We start from the raw sequence: 23,407 nt of genomic DNA, 5'->3' as shown, positions 1-23,407 counted from the left end.
GAACTGGAATATTTCAGTATTTGAAATACATCCTCTTTATACTAGCGGGATCGTACGACTGGATTCGACTTGTTTTCATTTATAATGTCCACCGATTAATTGATTTCGTCTATACGCCGTACCACCTGGCGTAACGGAAACTGCGCGAAGAATAGCAGCCGATCCATACTTCATGCGAATTTCATCCATCACGTGACCGATTTTTTGTTGCTTCCAATTCATTGGTTCAAATAAACTGAGCTGGAAGCTACTATCTTCTTCGAGATTCGACAAGTTGACGGAAATATGGCGTAACGGTCGTCCGTCATGGAACGTTTCAAACAACTCTAAACAGACGCGATAAATCGCCATCGTTTCATTCGTCGCTTCCGGCAACGTTTTTTGACGATTGAACCCGCCACCGAGTACGTGCTTTGAATAACCAAACGACAATGTGATGGTGCGTCCTTTCTTTTTCGCAAGCCGCGCACGCATTGCGGTATCTTCACACATCTCAAGCATGACGGCCAATACTTCGTCAGTCTTCGTATAATCGCGCAACAGCGTCTGGCCTTTGCCATAACTCACTTGCCCTTCGATCAACACGGAGCCAAGGTCGGAATAATCGATGCCATGCGCATGATAATAGAGTTGATTGCCCATCACACCGAACTTCTTCTCCAAACTCTCAAGCGGGGTGTGCGCGAGATCACCAACTGAATAAATGCCCATGTCTTCAAGCGTTCGCTCCACTCGCTTGCCGATTCCCCACATTTTATGAAGCGGGGCAACAGGCCATAACTTCTCCGGCACATCTTCATACGTCCAGTGCGCAATCCCTGTTTTTTTCGCCTCGAGATCTAGCGCGAGCTTCGACAACAACATATTCGGCCCGACTCCGCACGCTGAACGCAACTCGAATTGCCGGTACAACTCATCCTGAATGCGGAAAATCAACGTCTCAAGAGGACCCCATAGTCTTTCCGTGCCCGTAAAGTCGACAAAACTTTCATCAATACTGTATACATGGATCGCTTCTTTTGGTACATAGCGGTTCAACAACTTCGTCAATTCCATCGACACATCGATATAAAATTGCATTTTCGGTTCAATTAAACGAATGCTTGGGTCGTCCGGCACCTCATACAGACGCATGCCTGTCGTAACTCCAAAGCGTTTTTTCAGTGGCGGTGAGGCAGCCAGTACGACACCGCCTTTTCTCTCAATATTGCCGACAATCGCAATCGGCACTTCCATTACGTCGAGTCCTTCCATGGCTGCAGCACAGCTCGCGTAGAAGCTACGCATATCAAGACACGCAATTTTTCTATTCGGTAATGGTTTCATATGGCATTCACCTCTCAAAAGAACAAGTGTTCCTATGAGTAGTATACCCCCATTTATCGGGTTCAAGCAATGGAAATTCGCGGGTACCATGGATAGTTGTGGTGAATATATCGACTAGACGAAAATATCCCGAAAATCAGAGTGTGACCTCTCACTTTCGGGATATACTATTTCGGTATATCATTGTAATATAATAATTATTTACAGGGAAATATCTTCAGGTGGTTGGCCCGATTTATTCATCAAGCGAATCGCTTCGGGTTCAATTTTCAAAATAACCAAATTCGGATCTTCAGGACCGTCAAACCACGCTTTCATATGATCATTCCAAATTTTCTTTTTCAAGCTTTCGTCATCAGAAATCGCTACACGGCCGGAATACTCAACGTATGCGTCACCGAATCCTTCCCCGTCATACCCAAGAAGAATATGCGTGTACGGATTATCTTCAAGTTCATCTACCTTTTCCGTTTTTCTATTAGTAGGTGTATACAAAGTCAATCCATCACTCATAAATGTCATATACCGGCTATACGGTTTGTTGTTATCCACCGTCGCCATCGTTCCTACCATACTTTCATCCAGAATTTTCTGTACTGTGTCTTTTGCAGTCATGTACTTCCGCTCCTTTCGAGATTACTCCTAGTCTTCCCACCGCCACCATTTCTAAACCTAAAACGATTTGAGCAAGCCACTCATTTCAGCCAATACTGACTACCGTTACGGGTCTGACCGAAATAACCGTATTCAATTAAATAATTTCGAAGTGTAATGAAATCTTCATGAATTTCCGAAAGCCGATCATTCAACTCATGTTTACTGTACGAAATATCTCCGTCAAAGCGCTTACTAATTTCCTGGACAATAATTCGTCGCTGTTTTTCCGTCGCCGGCATCTCTTTTAACTGGCCATCGGTTCCGTCAGGGAAAAATGTTTGCAGTATTGCTTGCTGTTCTTCCTCCGCCACTGAATACTCATCGTGAAATAATTGAGATGCTTTATGCGGCGGGATAAACGCCTGCGCGTACGACTCACGTTCTTTCAATAACTCCATCATCGCAAGAAACACTTTCGCCTGACGTTCTTTTTCTTTTAACGCAAAGCGATGATGCCGGACGGTCGTCGCACTGCCAATCTCCAGTTCTTCCTGTACATCTTTATCACTTTTCCCTTGATAGAATAAACGCAACAGATCACCTTGATGATCCGTAATCCCTGACCATTTCTTATCGAGTTCAAGCAAATACGCAAACACCGACTGATGCGAATGTTCGATATGCACATGCATAAATCGCTCCGCTTCATACAACGCATTCTCGTACGGATAAATCACACCTTTTTCGATTTGTTTACCGCATAGTAAACAATCATACGATGTGGAATCTTCTATATACCCTTGCTTTAATTCCGTTAGTGAAGCATCCCAGAACGCTTTCGTAAACTCCATATATCCCACACTCCCGTTACATTTTTAATCAAGACAAACAAACCAATCTTTTGTTTGTCAGCTATCTTCTATGATACCTCACGTATTATCTGACTTCAATAGCGCAACAAACAATATACCGCTTTGTTTGTTCGTTCATTTGCAATACGTTTCATACAGTCGCCAAACAATATCGCACGTGATACACTCATTTCATACCTATACAAACGAGGTGACATAATGTGTTTACTGGCGTTTCAATTGCAAAGCCATCCGAAGTATCAGCTCGTCATGATGGCGAACCGAGACGAAGCTTACGCACGTCCGACAGCACAAGCAAACTTTTGGAGCGATCATCCAGATATTTTAGCAGGACGTGATCTCGAACAAATGGGCACGTGGCTCGGCATCAATACACAAGGGAAAGTCGCTGCACTAACCAATTATCGTGACTTCACGCTACCGCAAACCGGCAAACTCTCACGCGGTCACATTGTATCTTCCTATCTACAATCCAGTCTGTCTGCACAAGATTTCATGGAGCAACTGCATACAAATCGAGAAGATTATGCAGGCTGTAATGTACTGGCTGGATCCGCCAAGGAAATGTTTTATTACTCAAACATCGAGCAATCCATCCAACATCTACCGAACGGCACACATGGACTGAGTAATGCCTTGCTCAATACACCGTGGCCGAAAGTGGATAAAACGAAAGCTTTGCTGGCAGATTACTTGCAACAAACGGAGACGATAGATCCGAATATATTATTTGGCATGATGCAACGAGCGGAACCATTTCCGATTGAACAACTACCGGATACCGGCGTAGGTGAAGATCTCGAGCGCTTGCTGTCTTCGATATTTATCGCATCAAAAGACTACGGCACACGTTGCACGACTGTACTGACCATAGACAGAGAAGATCGTGTAGAATTCGAAGAGCGCACATACAAAAAAGGCGTCTTTACCGCTACTCAAAAATTCTCTTTTCGCATCGAAAAACCGGCTCACTCCTAAAAGAGTACAGCCGGTTTTATTCTGTTTTTCATGCATTATTTTCATATAATTATTATAACATGTCCATATATTTTTTGAATTCGGCCAAAGCTTTTTCGCGGTCTCCCGTACTGAATAAACGTCTTTGATCAGCACCGATAATACGATAATGTCCACCTGCGGTATGCTGTTGCAATTGATATTGCTGCCATTGCCCGATTTCCGTCCACCAATTAATCGACGCACTGGCGGCTGTTTGTCGTGAATGAATCTCTTCATGTACTGCTATTTCAGCTAACTCAATCGGGTCTTCTCCCATGACCGAGCGCAACAAAGCACTCTCGCGAAATAGCGCACAAACTACTACCGCTGTTGCCCAACCAATTTCTTGGCGGCCTTTCTCTAACTGTACTAAAGTCTTCTTTGAAATGCCTATAATCTCCGCCATTTGATCTTGCGTATACTCCATTTCTGTTCGGATTAACTTCAAGCGGGGTGACACTAAGTCAATGACTGTCTGCTTATTCAACGTTTTATTCCACCTTTACATTTAAAGTGTATATTTACACATTTAATCACTTTAGTTATTTTACGTGTGATACAACCGCCTTTTGTGTGTTTTGTCTTCATTCGTGTAAAATAGCTTTTATCTCTATAAGCAGTGTATCACAACTAGTATCACTAGATAAATCCCCATAGAAAAAACCTGCAGAACCGAAGTTCAACAGGTTGTGTATAGCGTATTAAATAGTTCTGGTAGAATCCCAATTCGTAATATCTTCTTCTAGCGGAATTTGTGCAGCTCGAGCTTTTACCGCAGCGTTGAAGAACAAGGCCACTAGGAAGATCGAGATGACAGTCGCTCCGATTATGGACACATTCATCGGTAAGCCGAATCCAATGGCGGCATTCAATATATACGTCGTCGTAGCCATCAGCATGAATGTTCCGGGTATGAGTGCGACCCAGTAGTTCTTACCGGCAATGAAGAGATACATTGCACCTACAAATAACGCAATGACCGCCGTGGACTGATTCGCCCAAGAGAAGTAGCGCCATAGAATGTTGAAATCTACTTGAGTCAGTGCAATCGAAATAGCGAACATCGGAATCGCGATCCATAGACGGCTCATGATTTTCGCTTGCGGATACTTGATATAGTCCGCAACAATCATGCGTGCACTACGGAATGCCGTGTCGCCTGATGTGATCGGTAGGATGATGACACCAATCACCGCAAGTGTTCCACCGATAGCACCTAGCATCGTGATAGATACTTCACTAACAATAACTGCCGGTCCACCAGCCGCAAGCAATTCACTCAATGTCACACCGTTAAACAACGCCATACCAGCCGCTGCCCAAATCATCGCGATAATTGCTTCTGCAATCATCATGCCGTAGAAAATTTTGCGACCTTGGTTTTCATTCTTCGTTGTCCGGGAAATAATTGGAGACTGTGTCGCATGGAAACCAGAAAGCGCTCCACATGATATCGTTAAGAATAATAACGGGAAGATCGGAATATTATCAGGATGTAAGTTCGCAAATGTCAATTCAGGAATCGGAACACCTTTAATGACCATCATGCCGCCGATACCGACTGCACTGATCACAAGTAGCGCACCGAAGATTGGATAGAAACGACCGATGATTTTATCGATCGGTAATAGTGTCGCCAAAATATAATAAAGGAAAATAAGAGCCACGATGATTCCCATTGCCATCCAACCATTCATGAGGTTGTATAGCAATCCTGCTGGTGCGGAAACGAATACCGTACCGACCAAGACGAGTAATAATAACGCAAACGCATTGACAATATGTTTCATCGCTTTGCCGAGGAATTTTCCTGCCAGTTCAGGCAAGTGTGCACCGCGGTTTCGGATTGAAATCATACCTGTCAGATAATCATGTACAGCGCCTGCAAAAATCGCACCGACGACAATCCAAACAAATGCGACCGGGCCGTATAACGCACCCATAATCGGTCCGAAAATCGGGCCAACTCCTGCGATATTTAGTAATTGAATCAATGAGTTCTTGTTTGTGCTCATCGGCACGTAATCGACTCCGTCCGCGCTCGTATACGCCGGCGTAGGACGTTCTTCTTTAACGCCAAACATTTTGACGATATACTTACCATACGTAAAGTAACCAACTATTAATAATACGATAGAAAATAAAAATGTAATCATTGCCTTTTTCCCTCCCTAGTATTGATAACGCTTACATCAACTATAATAGAAAGATGTCCGAACTATGACAAAATCTCGTAACATGTCAAAATCGCGAGGTAAGATGCACTCCGAGAGATTAACATGTTACGAGATTTTTTTATCCTTCGAGGCGTTGCCGTAATTCTTTGACATAATTTCGGCTAACTGACAATTTCTCCGGGCGCTGATCTACTTCTAACTGATACGCTCCATTGAACCAAGGCGTCAAGCTACTGACATGTACGAGGTTCACGAGAATACTTTTATGGATGCGGAAGAACGATGAATAGGTCAATTTGTTCTCGAGATCTTTCAATGTCATGCGCGTTTCATAATCACGCGTAGGCGTAACGATCTTCGTCCAGTTTTCTTCTCGGTGGACATAAAGAATATCGCTGACCGGGATATAGTGGATTTCGCCTTCCGTTTCGACGGGCAATCGACCCATTCGTTTCGGTGATGTGTCGAGTTGTGTCCGCTGCAGCAACTCTTTTACACGCGCAATCGTCTGCCGCAATTGCTCTTCATCATACGGCTTCAGTAAATAATCCATCGCATGGACACGAAACGCTTCTGCCGCGAATTGCGGATAAGCCGTCGCGAAGACGATCAGCGGTACTTTTTTCAATGCGCCTAGCGTCTTGGCGACTTCCATTCCATCCACTTTTGGCATCTCGATATCAAGGAACACGACGTCAGGCTGTAGCTGCATCGCCTTGATAATCGCCGACTCCCCTGAATCCGCTTCTCCGACAACCTTTACTCCATCAAATCGTCCAAGCAAATACAGCATTTCTTCGCGCGCGTACCTTTCATCATCTACGACTAATACGCGAATCGTTTCCGTCATATCCGTTCACCTCCGATTTCGGAATGTGGAATGAAATCTTCGTCCCTTCATTCTGTGTACTTTCTATTGTGAGTCCTGAATTTTTATCGAACGTCATCTGTAGGCGTCGGTTAACGTTATAGAGACCGAGCCCGGTACCTTTTTCAGATTGGATTTTCTCTCGTCCAAGTATAGCGAGCCGCTCTGGAACAATTCCCTCACCGTTGTCTTCTACCATAATATGAATGGCATCGCCTATTTCATGTATTGAAATGTGGACCATTGCATTTGCGTCCAAATCCTTAATACCGTGCGTCATCGCGTTTTCAACGATCGGTTGCAACGTCAATGGCGGAATCTTCTCCTGCAGAACGTTCGGATCCACGTCGATACAAATCTTCAATTTATCAATGAAACGTGCTTCTTCTATCATCAAATACGCTTTGACGTGCGCAAGTTCTTGCTGTAACGTTACCATCTTCACCGTCGTACCTTCAAGATTCTGACGCAAGAAGAATGACAGCGACGACAGCAGTTTACGCGCTTCATCCGGATTTGTTCGTATCAATGAAAGAATAATATTCATCGAGTTAAACAAGAAATGTGGACTAATTTGCGCCTGCAACGCTTGGATTTCTGCTTCTTTAGCTAGTTGATAGGCATGATCCGCTTCGGCAATTTCAAGTTGATTGCTGAGTAGTTCAGCAAGTCCCGCAATTAATTCAATCGTGACATCGGTAATCGCTGTACGTGAAGGATAAAATAGCTTCAATGTTCCAATCGTTTCACCGCGCGTTTTAAGTGGTGCAATGACGATGGCACCTGATGCAGATACACTCGGATGGTCATGGGTGACAGAATCCGTGACAATGAGCCGACCTTCCCGGATCACTTGACGCGTAATATCTGTCTGGATCGGGCCTTGCATCATCGTACCCCCGGATCCGACATATGCGAGAATATCCGTTTTATCCGTCATCGCGACAGCACCTGGTTTCAACTCATCTAAGAGAATACCGCACACCGCCTGAGCTGTTTCCTTTCGCATACCTGTCCGTAAATAGCCGAGCGTCTGATCCGCGATACGCAATGTTTTCTGCGCTTGCAACGCGGTCACTTTTTCCTGATCACTGATGACGTTATACGCAATTAGCATAAATAATGCAGCACCCATTCCATTTGCCAAAATCATCGGCAAACCAATCGTTTGAACCAATGCGACTGCTTTCTCAAACGGCTCTGCTAATACAACTATGAGCACCATTTGCAACGCTTCCGCAGCTGCACCAATCGTGAATGCCAAAAGCGGACGAATAGGCTTGCCCTTTTTATAGAAGTAGCCTGCAAGAATACCTGAAATTATAGTGGATACGCCACACGAAAAAGCCGTGAATCCACCTAAAGACATCCGGTGTATCCCAGCGATGAGTCCAGCGCCAATCCCAAGTCGATATCCACCAAGCAATCCTGCGACGACTACCCCGATCACACGGGAATTCGCAATCGCCTCATCGGTAGTGAGTTGCCATGACATATTTTCAAAATGAAACGTCTGCATATCCAGTGCTACACCGAAATACGTTCCGAAAATCCCAAACAATCCAAAAAAGAGTATCGCCGTCAGCTCTTGCCGACGGTCCAATACATCTTGATGGATCATATGTTGGAAAAAGCGAAAACGAGTCAGAAGGAAAGCGACCGCCACAATCATTCCGACCCGTTCAAACATAATGATCAGTAAATCGAGCATCGCCATCCTCCATTCATTTGATTAACAAAAACTACTTTTTAATCGCCTTGTTCACAACCGCTACGACTTCCATACGTGACATCTTCTCGCGTCCTTCTTTAAGCGCATCGAGTGTACTATGCGCTAGTGCCAACGGAATATTACAGAAGTTCAAAATCGTCTTCGTATGGATGTCTTCAATATACGCATCAGCGAGGGCCAAATTTTCTTCAGCATACGCAAACATTTCCGGCAACTTCCAGTCATTCGGGAAGAAGTTCACATCACGCACAGCGTCTTCCTTGTAGTTGCGAAGAATATTAACAGACTGCAAGCCACGGCCAAAGCCAATGGCTAAGTCACGATCCGTCTCCGTGCCATCATACCAGCGCCAAATATCCGCAAGCATAACGCCAACGAGTCCCGCAACATAGTACGTATAATCATCAAGATCCTCACGCGTCTCAATCACCCAGTCCTTGCCTGCCCACTTCGCCATGCCACGGCCCATGATCGCAGTCGATTCGAGTACTTTAGTACGTGCCGTGTCTGGACAGAACTCTACCCAGTCAGCTAAGCGCAACGTCACTTCAGGCAACTGATCCCGGTACGGTGCGAATAACTCGTCCAGTGCAGACGCCATCGATTCACCTGTTGCAATCATGCGGTCTAGTATATCGCTTACTTTGTTCAGTAAATCCATGACGATATGTACGTCCAGTTGTTCATGGTCTTCAATTTCGTCGATTGCGCGCATACACAAGTACGCAGACGCGACGGCTTCTCTAACGTTTGGTTCAAGTAATTTAATAGGTATATAGAATGTACGGCTTGTCTCTTTTAGGACTTTCATTGCTTCTTTTTGTAGTTTCGCTTCAGTTTTCATGTAAGGTTCCCTCCATCAATCTTCGCACAGGTAGTGATTATATAGAATGTGTTTATTATAGCATTGATTGTCTTAGGCATGCGACTGGAAAGATGTTGGAGGTGGAAAACTAGTTGCGAAATGCATTTACCAAGTTCCGGAAATGATACACGTATATACAGATACTATATAACGTGTTGTGCCATAATGGAATTCAAAAGAATACTAAATGGGTGCCAGACCAAGACGATCTACTGAATTATCCTTCCCGTCAAAAAAGGGACACCAATCCATATGCGAATTGGGTCCCCGGATATTGTGTATTTATTGTTTTCTGCTGCCTGTTCTATCTACTGAAATTAAATCAAGTTTTCCTTTTCAACAACTCTACTGGACTCTTTCCTGCTACGGTCAATCGTAATTTCAACCGTCTGCTCTTTTGGCTCGTCAAATGGTGCACCATCATAAACATGGACACCATCTAATTCACCCTGACGTACCCATTTCATAAATGACATAATCATTAATAACATAATGAAAACGAGCGGTAATGCCGTGATAATGGAAAGTGTCTGTAAAGCCTCCAAGCCGTCACCATACATGAGAACGATTGAGATGCTTGTTAGAACGATTCCCCAGAATACACGATACCAACGTGCTGGCTCCTCGCCTTCTTTCAAATTAATAGACGCTACGTCTGATAACGTATAAGCAGCCGAGTTAACAGTTGTCGCCAAGAAAATGGCGGCAACCAGTAAATACAGCACCATAACGACTCCGCCTAGCGGAAGCTCATTCAAGATAGCTAATATAGCGGCAGGTGCACCTTCATTTTGTAAGATATCGAGTACGGGAACAATATTATTAAGTTGGAAGTACATACCTGTGTTTCCGAAGATCGCAAAGGCCAACCAGCAGCCCAATGTTCCGCCCACTAACTGCCCTAGTATTAAACCTTTAATCGTACGACCTTTCGAAATACGAGCAGCGAACATACCTGTGAATGGAGCATATGAGAACCACCATCCCCAATAGAAAATTGTCCAAGCGTCACTGAATCCTGATTTCCCCACCGGATCTGTGTACAGGCTCATTCTAAAGAAGTTTTGGAATAGAACACCGACACTGTCCGTAAAGCTCGCAATAATAAACATCGTTGGACCAAAGATGAAGATGAAAATCGCAATCGCGATATATAGGTAAAGATTCCAGTCGCTTAAAAGCTTCAATCCTTTTTTCAGTCCGAAATAAAGACAGATACAGAAAAAGATCATCAATGTAACGACAATCACTAAATTAAGTGTAAGCGTTTTCTCTACACCAAAGAGTGAATGGACTCCTTCAGCGAGCAAGGGGGTACCAAGTGCTAAGGATGTTCCAATACCGCCGATTAGACCGAACATGAAGCATACGTCAATTATTTTCCCAAGTAAACCATCCGCTTTGTCCCCGATGATTCCACGGCATGCTGTACTCAATCGATAGGATTTTTGACCTTTGACATATACTGCGTATGCGATCGGGATGGAAGGAACGCAATAGATAGCCCACGCAGAGAATCCCCAGTGAAACATTCCATATGTAGAGGCAAAACTTGCTGCTTCCACGGTTTCTGCCGCCATGCCGTATGGAGGACTGGAATAGTAGTAAGCCCATTCAATAATTCCCCAATACATGATACCCGAACCGATTCCAGCAGTGAAAATTAATGCCAGCCAGCTAAATGTTGAAAACTCTGGCTTCGTATTACCTAATCTAATTTTGCCCAACTTGCCAAAAGCCAACCAAAGCAAGAAGCCAAATATCCCTAAACAAACCCATAAGTACATGGGACCGAAGTTTGTTGTGATGGAATGAAGGACGGTATTTAAAAACGTAGTCCCTTTGACGGGATTTATTAAAATAGGAACAGTCAACGCCGCAATCAAGGATAAAGCAATCGCCAATATCTTTTTATCAATGGTCTCAAATCTCATGTATACACTCCCTTAGTCTTCTATGATTCATTCTCATTTTACTTCATATAGAGTCATTATTAAAGAAAACCATCAGTGTAGAAAATACACCGATAAGTTATCTTAAACGCGTGATGTACTAGATTTCTCAAATAAGGCAGTCAAGCGATCACCTACACCCGATGTTGAGGAGCTTCCTGCATATCAGGTGTGAGAACTTTATTCTATACTAGAAGTTGTTCAATAGCATCTATAACTTTTTTGTCGTATTGCTCATAACCGAAATGATCGAGCAGTTGACTGGCTGACCAGATCGTCGCCAACGGATTCCCCATTTCTTTTCCTACAATATCCGGCGCCGATCCGTGAACCGGTTCGAACATTGTTCTATCAAGAAATCTATTCATTAAGCGCCTCGAGAACCATTTCATGGAATTGAACGATTGCTTGTTCAGATTGAGAGTAGCGGCCTTTTTCGAATGCACTTGATTTGAATCCTAATTGTCCCAATTCAACTAATTCGATGTCTTCAAAGCGAACTTGCTCCGCGAATGTCATCAAGTCTTTCTCTTCTTGAGATAATTTGTCTAGGCTGTCTTCTTTAAAATAGTACGTATAAACGATTTCAGTATTTTCATGATCGATTGGTATCAATTGAATCGTGGCCATATTAGCGGGTCCCGGATAAATGGTAAGCATCAAGTTCGGCCATAACCAGAAGAATGAGCCGCCTTGCATTTCCGCCTCATCCAGATTCACTTCTCCGTATTGCTTATCAGGTTTTACCATTGTGCCTTGAAGGGAATAGTTCTCACATGTAATGATCTGATAATTATCCATATCCAATGTATCAATGAAGCTCGGGTGTGCCACGTGACAATGATCACATTCCAAGTAGTTTTCAACAAAGGCTTTCCAATTCGCTTTGATATGACGAGATTTACGATGTGTGAATTGCAAACCACTCAGAAATTCGAACTTACTTAAACGGTCAAAGAAGTCTCCGTATGATTCTGCCAGTGGTTTTGCGTTGTCATCCAGGTTAACGAAAATTAAAGATTCGATTACTTCCATTCTGACAGAACGCAGGCAAGCATCTTGTACACAAGCCGCATCTTCTTCACTTCGGAAGTTAGGTGCTTTATTTAATTTACCGTCTGTTTTGAATGTCCAGCCATGGTACGAACATTGTAAAATTTTCTTCTTGCCTGATTCAGTTTTTTCAAGTTTTGTTGCTCTGTGTGGACAAACATTATAGAATGCGCGAAGGACATCATCAGTTCCACGAATAATGATAATCGGATCGTCGCCAATTTCAGCAGTGAAAAATGCACCTTTCTTCTCTACTTGGCTCACATGACCGACCAATTGCCAGCTCTTTGCGAAAATCATTTCTCTTTCTTTTTCCAATACGCTTGGGTCTGTAAATAAATTATAAGGCATCGTTCTTTCGAATGTTCTTTCTGTAGCGTTCTGCACTTTGTTATATGCCATTTCTCATTCCCCCTTTAGGTTTCTCATATTTTAGCTAGCTTTAATTCTCTGACACGCGAATGGTGTTTCTGCCAATTTGATAGAGTGGCTCGGACATCATTTAAAAGCACCCAACCAAGCCTTCAATCAAATCTTCAAGTGCTTCAGTGACTCCTTCGTTGTCATCCAGCAAAGCAAATGCGAAGCTGTCAGCTGTATGATCTAATACGTCCGGTGCGACTAGGTTATATGCTCCAAACGCGATGCAAATATTTCTCTTCACCATGGTAAATGGCGCCATTATCTTGCTCCTGCTCCGGAAATCAAAATAATCAGTTATCTCTGAAGGTCATTTTTTTGGAGTTTCTTCCTTATCTCCCATAAGGCTAGTGCTATGCATAGGTTGAATTTTCGCTGTTGGATCGATATACACCTTGGCACTGCTTACGGAAACAGGTGCTTCTCCAAATGCTGATGCAATCGGCTTTACTTTTGTAGTCAATTTGAAAACGCCTTCATTTTCTTTCTTGACTTGTATTACCGTTTCACCCAAGTAGATGGTAGTTTTAAATTGATTCATCTGTTCAACCAGATGATCCACCAGCTCCTGAGCCCTCACCTTATGGAAACCAGCAATATCATACATATTTTTTCAGGATACAGTGCTGCAAGCTATGGCAGGCTCTCAATGACTATTACGGACAGTTGCCGAAGTCCTGCATAAAACGCTGTAAATAAACCGACCGGACCGCCTCCAATAATTGTAATATCACTAGCCTCGGCTGTTCTACCCAGTTCATACCTCCTAATAACTACTTTATATACAGCGATTTGGTACGAAGCAATTAGGGAATTACCTCATTTATGCCTCATCACAAAATCTCCCCAATTATTAATGCAATTATTATGCCAACTATTAAAATATCAATAGGAATAAGGACTCTGTCGTTTTATCTTCATAATGTTGTTACAATTCATTCAAATTCGAGTCGGAATTGACTCAAAAAATACGCGGTATTTTCAAAATTGACTCAGATCAAACAGCAGAAAGGTGATTAAAATGCCCGAAAACAAAGAGCATGAAAAGCGGTGACCAATCGGGACTTGCTACAAATGGTGAAAAATAAAATGTTCCGGGAAAATTTATACTACAGGCTCAATGTGATCGATATTCAGATACCGTTGTAGCGCGAACGAAGAGAAGATCGTATTCCACTGATCTATAGTTTCCTAAGCAAATTCAATGGAAAATATCATTCAACAACAATCATTTCTGAAGAATGGTTAATCGTTCTGTACCATTATTCATGGCCGGGCAATGTGCGCCAGCTGGAAAATCTGATGGAGCGCCTAGTCATCATGAGTGAAGCAGTCATCGGGTTTGACGATCTGGCGGAGATTATTTTGGAGAAAGTGGAGGAACTTCTCGAACTGCTCTTTTCGAATTCATTGGACAGTGCGCTGGATAATATAACCCGCACCATGATTAGAAGATCGTATGAGAAGTTCAGCTCATCGAGGGCAGTGGCAGAAGACCTGAAGATCAGCCAGTCCAATGCTTCCCCGCTAAGACCGCCAAAGTGAAGACTGAACCATAAAAACGAGCTGCCCTTGAGACGATTTCCGTCCCGAGCGGCAGCCCGTTTTACGTATTGAATTCCTTTTCCATAAACTCGACGAACGCTTTTACGATATGTGAATTCATGGATTCTTTATGATACAGCCTCCATGTTAGGAGCACGATCGATTTTCCATCGGCAGAATAACTATCAACCTTCTCCAGCTCCGGCGTATCATCCAGGATCAGACGTGGTAAGAAATTCTAGCAGTCGCTCAGCCAGTTTCTGATCGACAATACGTTTGGCGAAGAAATAGGTTCCGACTTGTTCGCCTTTCTGAGCAGGCACAAACTTACAGGACAGCTTTGCAGACACTGGATTCGTAGATGCATCTGAATGAAATTCTGGATCAGTATGTGCATGGAAGACGATCAGCTGAATAGAATCTCAAAAATACGTTTCTATAGCAGTCTCACACGCTTCAATACATCCTTCATAAAACCAAATCATATCATTAGTTAACCTATACTTCGCAGCAAATTATTTAATCAGCATAAATAAACATTAAGGTGTACTTGAAGGTCAAGGAATTTGCTAATTCGAAAGAATGATAAACTAAAAAGACTGGATGCGTGAACATCCAGTCCATTATAACTGTCAACAGTTGGAAGAGCGTATGGGCTATAGTAATTTTTTCAAAAGAGCGGTCACCTTAACCTCAATGCGAAATGGTTACTTTTGATGAAAATTAGGATGAAAGCCAGGCATGCAATTATTCTCTTCTTAACTCAGTTTAACTTATTTTGAACTGCTTAATCAGTTCATTTAGACTCGCCGCACTTTCTTCCAGTGACCTTGCACTGCCGGATACTTCATTCATAGAACTACTGGATTGTTGTGCAGTTGCCGATACCTGCTCAACACCTGCCACTGATTCTTCAGAAGCAGCCGCTATATTTTCAATCGAATCATTAATAGACCTTGTGTTGTCTAACACTTGATATAGAGTGGAGGACATGCCTTCAATTTGAGTACCTACCGATCGAATAGTTTCTTGAAGAACTTTAAATGTATCCCCAGTAGTTTGGATTTGGCTCGATCCTTCATTCACTAGGCCATACCCTTCATCCAGTGATCTGGCGACATGATTGGATTCCGTTTGAATGTCCGTGACAATTGTGGTAATTTCGGAAATAGAATTACCGACCTGTTCTGCAAGTTTTCTAACTTCATTGGCTACAACTGCAAATCCTTTTCCTTGTTCCCCCGCACGTGCCGCCTCGATTGCTGCGTTCAATGCCAGTAAATTCGTTTGTTCCGCAATTTCTTCGATCACTTTAACCAGCTTAGTAATTTCGTTCGTCTTGTTAGTTAATCCTTTTACCGTGAAGAGTGAACGTTCCATCTTTTCATTGATCTGATTCATTTTTCGAATGGATTCTTCCATGTTTTCATTTCCGTTATCCGTCATCTTGAGCATGACGTTCGATTGATTTTTTACATCTTCCCCTTTCTCCGCGACTTTTGTAATTTCTTTAGTAAACTGACTCACCTGTTCGTTCAGTGCTGAAGATGAATCCGCCTGAACCTCTGCTCCGTTGGTCAACTCGATCATTGTGGTCGCGATTTGCTGACTGCCTGCTGTTACCTCATCCGCATATTGTGTAAGTTCTTCACTTTCGCCCGTCACATCATTTGATACAAGGATGACCTCTTCAACCAAATGCCTGAGTGAATTTTTCATATCATGAATACTTCTCGAAATCGTCCCAATCTCATCTTTTCTAGCCAAGTATTTCGCGTCAATTTCTTCAGTAAAGTCGCCGTGCGCAATCGTTTGTAAACTTTGCGCCGACTTAATAATCGGTGTAGTAATGTATCTTGCACTAAGTGTATTCAATACTAGGATCAAAACGAGTACTATCAAGGAAATGAATATAATTGTTTTAATCATCTCTTTTGCCCCGGCTGTCAATTCTTCCTCTGACATAAATGAAGCTAAAATCCAATCTGTATTCGCCACTTTATACGGAGAAACCAAGTATTTCTTATCTTTAATAGTTGCATAGAAAGGTTCCAATTCTTTTGATGAAATCTCTTTTAACCCTTCAATGTCCACTTCATCTATGCTTTTGAAGTTATTTTCAGGATTATTTCCATCCGCCATAATAATTCCTGTATCATGTACAATCATGGAAAACCCTGTATTACCTTGTTTCATTTCATTTAACATGTCACTTACAACGGACTGCTGAACATCAATTCCCAACGTCCCCAATACTGCGCCATTCTGATCCGTTAAAGTGCGCACATTACTAGTCACCATGGCATTTGCAATTGAGTCTAAATAGGGAGCAGTCCTGGCGATCTTTCCATTGCCTTCTTCAGCTGCTTGATACCATCCTCTATTTCTTGGATCATACTGTTCGTTTACCTTTGTTTCAGGCCACTGCAAATAGGCTCCATCTTTAGTTGCAAGATATACATACAGCGTCTCTGGATGGGTTTCTCCATACAACTTAAACACATCATAAATCTGTTGTTCTATTCCGCCATTTTTAGATGGCGTCATTTGTACCTCTTGAGGATTGTCCTTGTAGGTTGTAATTGAAGCATCTATTTGCTTTACTAATGGATTCTGTACCATCATTTGAATGTCCCGGTCTATTTGACTGTAAAAAATGTCTATGGACTTCTCGACGACTTTCATTTATTCTTTTGAATTATCCAGAAAATCTGTTTTTGCTTGCCTCGTAATTTGATAGCTGATGATCCCACCGACCAGCAATAAAGTAATTACAATTCCAATAGCTGAAGTAATGATAAACTGTGCTTGTATGCCTCTAAATTTTTTTAACAATTGCTATGCCTCCACTCCGCGTATTCATATTGTGAAAAAGTGATGTAAGTTTAATTTAACGGGAGTAAGGACTCGATTCTAAAGACCTAATACAGAGCGAATAAAAAAGTACGTGGAAAAATCAAAACAATTTTCCCACTACTACTATTTAGTCTTCTGACAACAGCCAAATTATGGTGACTTGAAGGAACATTAGACTTTCCTTTATATCTCGTAATAAACAAACTTTTCAATATCGAATTATACCAAATATACCCACAATTACAAGTACTTAAAAAAGTCACCCGTGTTGACACATTCTCGATTGGTTCTCCCGCAGGTACCTTATTCACCAACTCCCAACTACCTCCAAAGCCGACACGCCGCTTTTGGGACGTTTAGCGTACAACTACGCTAGGAAGTATAGACGTCATTCTACAATACCAACGAATGAGTCAGAATTGTAATCGTAACCAAAGATGATTAAGTATTTTAAAAATGGGTAAGTTTAAAAAAAGGAGAGGATTGCATATGATGAGAGCGGTTACGTATCAAGGCGCGAAAGACATTAAAGTGAAAAAGGTAGACGCCCCACGTATTGAAAAGCCGGATGATATCATCGTCAAAATTACTTCTACAGCCATTTGCGGGTCGGATTTGCATATTTATACAGGGGCATTGCCGGCTCATAAAGACTACGTAATTGGGCATGAGCCTATGGGTATTGTCGTAGAAACTGGAGCCGAAGTGACGAAAGTAAAGAAAGGCGACCGTGTCATCATCCCCTTTAATGTCTCATGCGGCGAATGTTTCTTTTGTCAGCATGAATTAGAAAGCCAGTGTGACAATTCGAACCCGAACCCCGAAGTGGACACAGGCGGTTATTTCGGTTTTACCGAGCGCTACGGGAATTATCCAGGCGGTCAAGCCGAGTATTTACGCGTACCATACGGAAACTTCATTCCGTTTGTCATTCCTGAAAGCTGTGAACTGCCGGATGAATCCTTGTTGTTTCTATCCGATATTCTTCCAACAGCTTACTGGAGTGTGGAGCATGCAGGTGTAAAAAAGGGAGACACCGTTATTGTCCTAGGCTCCGGGCCTGTCGGATTATTGACGCAGAAATTCGCCTGGATGAAAGGGGCGGAACGGGTCATCGCAATCGATCATGTCCCCTACCGACTGCAGCACGCGAAGAATACGAATAACGTGGAAATATTTAATTTTGATGAAGTAGATGGAATTGGGCAACAAATGAAAGAGTTGACAAAAGGCGGTGCAGACGTTGTCATTGACTGCGTCGGAATGGATGGGAAGAAAAACATTCTCGAGAAAGTTGGACAGAAAATGAAAGTTCAGGGCGGTACACTGAGCGCCATCGAAATTGCCTATCAGTCTGTCCGGAAATTCGGCACGATTCAGCTGACGGGTGTATATGGATCGCTTTACAATATGTTCCCGCTTGGTTTCATATTTGAACGCAATGTCAATATGCGAATGGGTCAAGCACCGGTCGTGCATTATATGCCGATGCTGTTCGACAAAATCACGAATGGAGAAATCGATCCAACCGATATCATCACCCATATCTTGCCGCTTGAAGACGCTTCGAAGGCATATGATACATTTTATCAACACGAGGATGAATGCATCAAGGTCATCTTGAAACCATAAGACCAGTAGAACCCGTTTACCGAATACTATCGGGGAACGGGTTTTTTAAAAAAAGCGATACCCTACCCCTGCTTATCTGAATATAATGATGATTACTTTAAAATATAGGCGCTTTCCACAAATGTTTGAAAGGATGTGATCGACGATAGATCAACATACACAAGCGATATGCGCATGTTCAGTTGATCACTTTCAAGCAAAATGATTCTAGATTAATCTCTATCATTCGAAAAAGCATATATTTTTTTCACGGTTTCATTCGGCATATAACTTGCTAAATCCAGCAGTTCATCTACATCTGTTTCTAGTTCTTCTGCCAATGTACAAACTACTTCACGTGTAGGCATATATATGCCTTTTTCCAAAGAATCAATGAAGGAGTAGCTGAGGTTCACGCGCTCCGCTAAATAACGTAAAGACATCTGTGCTTGTTTGCGTAATAGGTGCAAGTGTTTTCCAAAATCGTTCAAATAAATCGCCGCCTTATCTAATGATAAATTATGTAAAAAAACATCTGTAATTCTTATATATCCTTCATAATAATAAGTGAAATAATTTTCAGTCTAACAGTATAGTACAAAAGACTTTGATTACTAACATCTAACAAAAATACAATTAACATAATGTGAATAAATGCATTTTATTGAGTAGAAAGCAACAAGGATAAGTGATCGAACCTAAACATAATTAACTGTAAATTCAATATACACGATTTTTACTCAGAATACTATTAGCGATATCCCTAATTGTCATTTCCAATACTCATCCTATCCGTCTTATTTATTAGTGAATGAAAACAGTTTATATCGCGGAAGTTTCAGGATTTGTGTCATACAGCTTTTACCTATACATTGAAAAGGCGCCTACTCCCCATCCTGCGCTGGGGTCATGAGTAGACGTCTTTTCCATTTATATGTTGGGAGGTATTTTTCACTAGACATCTGCTAAGTGATCTTTTTCTGATTGATTTTCTCCCTATCGACTGTCATCACGCCTTCATTCGTCAATCCCAAAAAGTTACACAATGTAAAGTAGTAAAACAATTAGTAGAACAAACAGAAATTAGCCGGCAACGGGACGGACAGAGTATTTGGCGATTAGAAATAAACACTATACTCTGTTCAACTCAAGAAATGCCCTCGCTACAAACGATAAATCTTCCTCAAACATCGGCGCGAGATTTGGACGACGTCTTACTGCAAGGGGATGATACGCAACTGCAGTTTTAAATCCCCTCACTTCATGCCATTCTCCACGCAAGCCTTTGACATCCACTTCAGGATTTTGAAAAAATGATTGAACTGCTACATTGCCTAAACAGACGACAAGGGAAGGTTGTTGTTGTTCTAATTGAGCTTCGAGATGATGAATGCAAACTGATCGCACTCTCTCTTTGTCATATTTACGAAGGGGCCGTCGTTTCAGAATATATGTCACGTACAGCAACTCTTCCTCTAAACCCACAGTTGATAAGGTCTGTCTTAAAGTTTGGCGCGTTCCGCAAACCATTCGATTCCCTTCACGATCTTCTAGTGCGCCTGGATTATCAAGAATGATCATGATCGACGCTTTCGGATTTCCTTCTCCCCAAACCATACGAGAACCTTGGTTATATAGCCCACACTCTTGGCAATCTTGCTGACTTTTTGGCGTCGGATCTTCCCGCCAACTTTCTGAACAACTAGAATTCATCTTATTCACGCTCCTAGGTTTTCAGCATTCCCTTTCTACATGCATACATACCTTGATTCATTGACACATGTCCAGTCATTGGGAATGCACGTTGGATAGAACGTTGTCGTGCGGAGCGTTTGATGAAAATCTTCCTATTGCAGGGATGACAGAGGAAGATGATTCACCCTACCTACACATTTTTCTGGAACGACCTCTATAAACTGTACTTCTGACAATGACTTAACATTTTTGTGTCCAGGATATTGACATAAATCCAATACCACGAATAGTTTCAAATTACTTGAAATCATTTATACAAACTAAAAAGACATCTACACCCAACCTTTTAAAGATCAAGAGTAGACGTCCTTTCAATTTACAACAAGTCATAACGCGTTTTATTGCATTTCTAATTCCGCTTTCAACTCTTGTACGCGCTCTAACGATAACCCCGTTGTTTCAACCTCGATTTCTACATCTAGTTTTTTCAGTAGAAGATTACGTGCTATATGTTCTTTTTCACCTATTTTCCCCTTCTCTATTCCCTTTTCTATCCCTTCCTAGCCTTCTCTTCTCGCCACTTCGCTTCATTTACTGCTACTTCCTGATCTAGAACTTGTTTTAAGCGAACTTCATAGGCAAATCGTCCGTCTGAATCCAAACTCATTTCATTCCAACTTGTAAATGCCTCTTGCAAATGTTTGTCAGTCATCGCAATCGCCTCCAGTTCTTTGTAGATATCTTCATATATATGTTGTTTTCTTTGGTCTACGATACTTAACAGAAGCAACCAGCGAACCAATACATCATTCCACGGATCCAGCTTTTCATCATACCAATGTGCAAGTAGCTTAGGTATTTCAATGAATAAGAGGTACTCGGTCCTGTAACGATTGATCATCGTTTGGTGGACCTGGTACCTTATATTTATCATCGCGATGTTCCTAACATCTTCTGTAAAGCGTTTACACACAGTACAACGTAAAATCAAGACTTATTTGGGATAAATGAAAACTGTTGGCATCACACTTATGATGGTATACTATATGACATCTAGAAGTGTTAACTAAATGGGAGGTATGCATGATGAATTCACAGGAGAAATTAGAAGATATCCGTAAAACCGTTAGACTTACTGCACCGCTAGAAAAAGTATGGCAAGCTGTTTCTACGTCAGAAGGTATGGCGGCGTGGTGGATGCCAAATTCCCTTCAACCAATTGAAGGTCAAGAATTTGTACTTCATACAGGGCAATACGGGGACTCCCTTTGCAAAGTAACAGAACTTGATCCACCTACCCGTTTGGGCTTTGATTGGGGTAAAGATTGGCATGTTTTCATTGAATTAAAGAAGTTGAGCGATGAGGAAACGGAGCTTACATTAATACATGCTGGCTGGGATGCAAATAAAGTAACTGAATTTGAACAACCACACGCAGTCATTCGCGGATTTATGGACAGTGGTTGGGAACGGATTGTCAAAGAGAAACTTCCTACCGTACTACAGGGGTAAGTGTTGCGAATCCATCTAAGCAAGCTAGAAGGTCGGACGTGAAAACCGGTATATGCTTAATCCAGAACTATTGAAAGAAACCTACTATTCGCCATAAGTGGAACCGAGAGTATGAAATGTACATCTCTCGGTTCTTTTATTTTATAGCTATTTAATCAATTGCCTTAACTCATCTGTCATTTGTTCAACTAACTCTGGTCTCCCATGAAATTGTGCGGGAGTATTTTGGAAGAGCTCAATTAGCCAATTGCCATCTTTGTTTACTGCAACTAGAATTTGTTGGGCATTTAGTGTGGGCTCAATATCTGTTTTTCCAGGAGGAATCATACCTGCAATGGCTTGCACGATTGCCGTATCAGTTCCTATTGCACGAACATCCTGAACTTTAGTTACAAAAGGGGCAGTGGGATGGTTTTCAAAGATCGATGCGAGGTGCGATAAGATTTCCTCTCGTCCAATCAGCTTACTTCCATCAAAACCAATTTGAATTCCAGATCCCGTGAATAATTCGGCCATTCCTTTTGCATCACGTTTGTTCCACGCTTCTATCAGCCTCCAATAAAGACTAGTGACTTCATCTACTTTAAAGATATTCATGCAGTACGCTCCCCTCTGTATAGAAGATCTTCCCCTTGTTAATTGGCACGTGCTCTCCACTTAATTATACGTTCACTTATAAACCCCATTACCATACCCACAACAATAGGAAGCAGTGAAATTTCAGTATGTGACAGTGAAAGTTTAAATAGTAGAATTTCTATATTCGCTACAAAGCCTAGTAAATATAGGAATATCATCGTTCCAAATGAAACCAGTAACGGAATCCAAAAGGAATTATTCATATCGTCACCTCCCAAGCTTTTTAATGGGCTGTACGTGATGCTTCTATCTGATCATCGTATTTCAATCCGTTATGTTGAGAATTACATTCGCTTTGTTTTCTCATGCTTCGTAATATAAAGTATATCATTTTTCTAGCAAACTTTCTAACTACTCTGTTATTAAGATATGAGGCTCAGCGTATAACTGAAGCCGAAATCAGCAAAATTGAAAGGTTCATAGTGATCGAACAAGTGGATAGGAGATGGGCCATTTATAAAACACCTATATACGGCAGAAACGCTTTTACATCCACCATAGCGTTTGCTGCCTATATAGGTGCTATTTTTTCTATATCTAGTGAATTAAGGGTTTAGCCAGTTCATCAATAAGGCTCTGCTTCACGACCTTTTTCCACCGCATCTTTCACAGCCTGTTTAGAATCACACAAGCGTGGTATTCCCTTTCAAAAGAATTCGTTTGTACACCTGTAGACTTTTTCTGGAGA

At 42.0% G+C, this 23,407-nt stretch carries 23 protein-coding genes and 2 pseudogenes; 5 read left to right on the top strand and 20 right to left on the bottom strand.

Annotation, left to right across the window (positions count from 1 at the left end):
• Positions 1 to 75 precede the first annotated feature (75 nt).
• From CSV67_RS14335 to CSV67_RS14325, 3 genes are all read right to left on the bottom strand, one after another.
• Entirely contained in the window at positions 76 to 1,326 is a 1,251-nt protein-coding gene (locus tag CSV67_RS14335) for a Y-family DNA polymerase (RefSeq protein WP_099632286.1), read from the bottom strand.
• Between the two features lie 201 nt (positions 1,327 to 1,527).
• Entirely contained in the window at positions 1,528 to 1,941 is a 414-nt protein-coding gene (locus CSV67_RS14330) for a pyridoxamine 5'-phosphate oxidase family protein (protein ID WP_099632285.1), read from the bottom strand.
• Between the two features lie 80 nt (positions 1,942 to 2,021).
• Positions 2,022 to 2,774 carry a DUF2087 domain-containing protein gene (locus CSV67_RS14325; RefSeq protein WP_099632284.1) on the bottom strand — a complete coding sequence of 251 codons (753 nt, stop codon included), beginning with the start codon at positions 2,772 to 2,774 and terminating at the stop codon, positions 2,022 to 2,024.
• Between the two features lie 219 nt (positions 2,775 to 2,993).
• On the opposite strand from CSV67_RS14325, the gene CSV67_RS14320 reads away from it, so the two are divergent.
• On the top strand, positions 2,994 to 3,773 hold the full coding sequence (locus CSV67_RS14320) for an NRDE family protein (protein WP_099632283.1): 780 nt from the start codon (positions 2,994 to 2,996) through the stop codon (positions 3,771 to 3,773).
• 52 nt (positions 3,774 to 3,825) lie between these two features.
• Here the strand turns inward: CSV67_RS14320 and CSV67_RS14315 are convergent, their stop codons facing one another.
• The 10 genes and pseudogenes from CSV67_RS14315 to CSV67_RS14270 all read right to left on the bottom strand — a co-directional run.
• Positions 3,826 to 4,281 carry a helix-turn-helix transcriptional regulator gene (locus CSV67_RS14315; RefSeq protein ID WP_099632282.1) on the bottom strand — a complete coding sequence of 152 codons (456 nt, stop codon included), beginning with the start codon at positions 4,279 to 4,281 and terminating at the stop codon, positions 3,826 to 3,828.
• A gap of 214 nt (positions 4,282 to 4,495) precedes the next feature.
• Positions 4,496 to 5,950 (bottom strand): carbon starvation CstA family protein, encoded by a 1,455-nt coding sequence (locus CSV67_RS14310; protein WP_099632281.1) that lies wholly within the window; start codon positions 5,948 to 5,950, stop codon positions 4,496 to 4,498.
• 139 nt (positions 5,951 to 6,089) lie between these two features.
• Complete coding sequence (locus CSV67_RS14305; RefSeq protein WP_099632280.1) at positions 6,090 to 6,821, bottom strand: LytR/AlgR family response regulator transcription factor; 732 nt, start codon at positions 6,819 to 6,821, stop codon at positions 6,090 to 6,092.
• Positions 6,787 to 8,556, bottom strand: a complete 1,770-nt coding sequence (locus CSV67_RS14300; protein WP_369803190.1) for a LytS/YhcK type 5TM receptor domain-containing protein — start codon at positions 8,554 to 8,556, stop codon at positions 6,787 to 6,789. Before CSV67_RS14300 ends, CSV67_RS14305 begins: the two co-directional genes overlap by 35 nt.
• Positions 8,557 to 8,581: 25 nt before the next feature.
• On the bottom strand, positions 8,582 to 9,415 hold the full coding sequence (locus CSV67_RS14295; protein ID WP_099632278.1) for a squalene/phytoene synthase family protein: 834 nt from the start codon (positions 9,413 to 9,415) through the stop codon (positions 8,582 to 8,584).
• Positions 9,416 to 9,753: 338 nt separating this feature from the next.
• A complete protein-coding gene (locus CSV67_RS14290; protein WP_099632277.1) occupies positions 9,754 to 11,370 on the bottom strand; it encodes a BCCT family transporter in 1,617 nt (538 codons plus the stop codon).
• A gap of 203 nt (positions 11,371 to 11,573) precedes the next feature.
• Complete coding sequence (locus tag CSV67_RS17150; RefSeq protein WP_369803189.1) at positions 11,574 to 11,756, bottom strand: isocitrate/isopropylmalate family dehydrogenase; 183 nt, start codon at positions 11,754 to 11,756, stop codon at positions 11,574 to 11,576.
• Complete coding sequence (locus tag CSV67_RS14280; RefSeq protein WP_099632276.1) at positions 11,749 to 12,843, bottom strand: aromatic ring-hydroxylating oxygenase subunit alpha; 1,095 nt, start codon at positions 12,841 to 12,843, stop codon at positions 11,749 to 11,751. The genes CSV67_RS17150 and CSV67_RS14280 overlap by 8 nt, the downstream gene beginning before the upstream one ends.
• A gap of 100 nt (positions 12,844 to 12,943) precedes the next feature.
• Positions 12,944 to 13,123, bottom strand: coding sequence for a ferredoxin (locus CSV67_RS14275; protein ID WP_099632275.1), 180 nt, complete (start codon positions 13,121 to 13,123; stop codon positions 12,944 to 12,946).
• A gap of 192 nt (positions 13,124 to 13,315) precedes the next feature.
• Positions 13,316 to 13,617 (bottom strand): annotated as a pseudogene (locus tag CSV67_RS14270) (NAD(P)/FAD-dependent oxidoreductase); the annotation flags it as partial.
• A gap of 294 nt (positions 13,618 to 13,911) precedes the next feature.
• Here CSV67_RS14270 and CSV67_RS17145 point away from each other — a divergent pair.
• Together CSV67_RS17145 and CSV67_RS17185 are read left to right on the top strand one after the other, a co-directional pair.
• Positions 13,912 to 14,010, top strand: a complete 99-nt coding sequence (locus CSV67_RS17145) for a sigma 54-interacting transcriptional regulator (protein ID WP_099632274.1) — start codon at positions 13,912 to 13,914, stop codon at positions 14,008 to 14,010.
• 12 nt (positions 14,011 to 14,022) lie between these two features.
• Positions 14,023 to 14,406, top strand: a pseudogene (locus tag CSV67_RS17185) (AAA-type ATPase lid domain-containing protein); the annotation flags it as partial.
• A 768-nt stretch (positions 14,407 to 15,174) separates the two neighbouring features.
• Here the strand turns inward: CSV67_RS17185 and CSV67_RS14255 are convergent.
• Together CSV67_RS14255 and CSV67_RS16710 are read right to left on the bottom strand one after the other, a co-directional pair.
• Positions 15,175 to 17,091: a methyl-accepting chemotaxis protein gene (locus CSV67_RS14255; protein WP_099632272.1), complete on the bottom strand. Its 1,917-nt coding sequence runs from the start codon at positions 17,089 to 17,091 to the stop codon at positions 15,175 to 15,177.
• Positions 17,092 to 17,241: a hypothetical protein gene (locus CSV67_RS16710; protein WP_158232956.1), complete on the bottom strand. Its 150-nt coding sequence runs from the start codon at positions 17,239 to 17,241 to the stop codon at positions 17,092 to 17,094.
• Positions 17,242 to 17,754: 513 nt separating this feature from the next.
• Here CSV67_RS16710 and CSV67_RS14250 point away from each other — a divergent pair.
• Positions 17,755 to 18,894, top strand: coding sequence for a zinc-dependent alcohol dehydrogenase (locus CSV67_RS14250; RefSeq protein WP_099632341.1), 1,140 nt, complete (start codon positions 17,755 to 17,757; stop codon positions 18,892 to 18,894).
• A gap of 212 nt (positions 18,895 to 19,106) precedes the next feature.
• On the opposite strand, the gene CSV67_RS14245 is transcribed toward CSV67_RS14250, so the two are convergent.
• From CSV67_RS14245 to CSV67_RS14235, 3 genes are all read right to left on the bottom strand, one after another.
• Positions 19,107 to 19,364 (bottom strand): helix-turn-helix domain-containing protein, encoded by a 258-nt coding sequence (locus CSV67_RS14245; protein WP_099632271.1) that lies wholly within the window; start codon positions 19,362 to 19,364, stop codon positions 19,107 to 19,109.
• Positions 19,365 to 20,004: 640 nt separating this feature from the next.
• On the bottom strand, positions 20,005 to 20,586 hold the full coding sequence (locus CSV67_RS14240; RefSeq protein ID WP_099632270.1) for a uracil-DNA glycosylase: 582 nt from the start codon (positions 20,584 to 20,586) through the stop codon (positions 20,005 to 20,007).
• Between the two features lie 532 nt (positions 20,587 to 21,118).
• Complete coding sequence (locus CSV67_RS14235; RefSeq protein ID WP_158232955.1) at positions 21,119 to 21,469, bottom strand: PD-(D/E)XK nuclease family transposase; 351 nt, start codon at positions 21,467 to 21,469, stop codon at positions 21,119 to 21,121.
• A gap of 185 nt (positions 21,470 to 21,654) precedes the next feature.
• Between CSV67_RS14235 and CSV67_RS14230 the strand changes: the two genes are divergently transcribed.
• Positions 21,655 to 22,080: an SRPBCC family protein gene (locus tag CSV67_RS14230; protein ID WP_099632268.1), complete on the top strand. Its 426-nt coding sequence runs from the start codon at positions 21,655 to 21,657 to the stop codon at positions 22,078 to 22,080.
• Positions 22,081 to 22,227: 147 nt separating this feature from the next.
• Here the strand turns inward: CSV67_RS14230 and CSV67_RS14225 are convergent, their stop codons facing one another.
• Both CSV67_RS14225 and CSV67_RS14220 read right to left on the bottom strand, forming a co-directional pair.
• On the bottom strand, positions 22,228 to 22,677 hold the full coding sequence (locus tag CSV67_RS14225; protein WP_099632267.1) for an SgcJ/EcaC family oxidoreductase: 450 nt from the start codon (positions 22,675 to 22,677) through the stop codon (positions 22,228 to 22,230).
• A gap of 38 nt (positions 22,678 to 22,715) precedes the next feature.
• The gene (locus CSV67_RS14220; RefSeq protein WP_099632266.1) at positions 22,716 to 22,922 is read right to left on the bottom strand and encodes an ATPase; all 207 of its coding nucleotides are present in this window, start codon (positions 22,920 to 22,922) and stop codon (positions 22,716 to 22,718) included.
• Positions 22,923 to 23,407: the final 485 nt, after the last annotated feature.

The organism is Sporosarcina sp. P2 (assembly GCF_002743255.1).
In the GTDB taxonomy this organism is placed as follows: domain Bacteria; phylum Bacillota; class Bacilli; order Bacillales_A; family Planococcaceae; genus Sporosarcina.
Note: the sequence above shows the minus strand (reverse complement) of the source record. Positions and strands in the feature narration are given on the sequence as shown.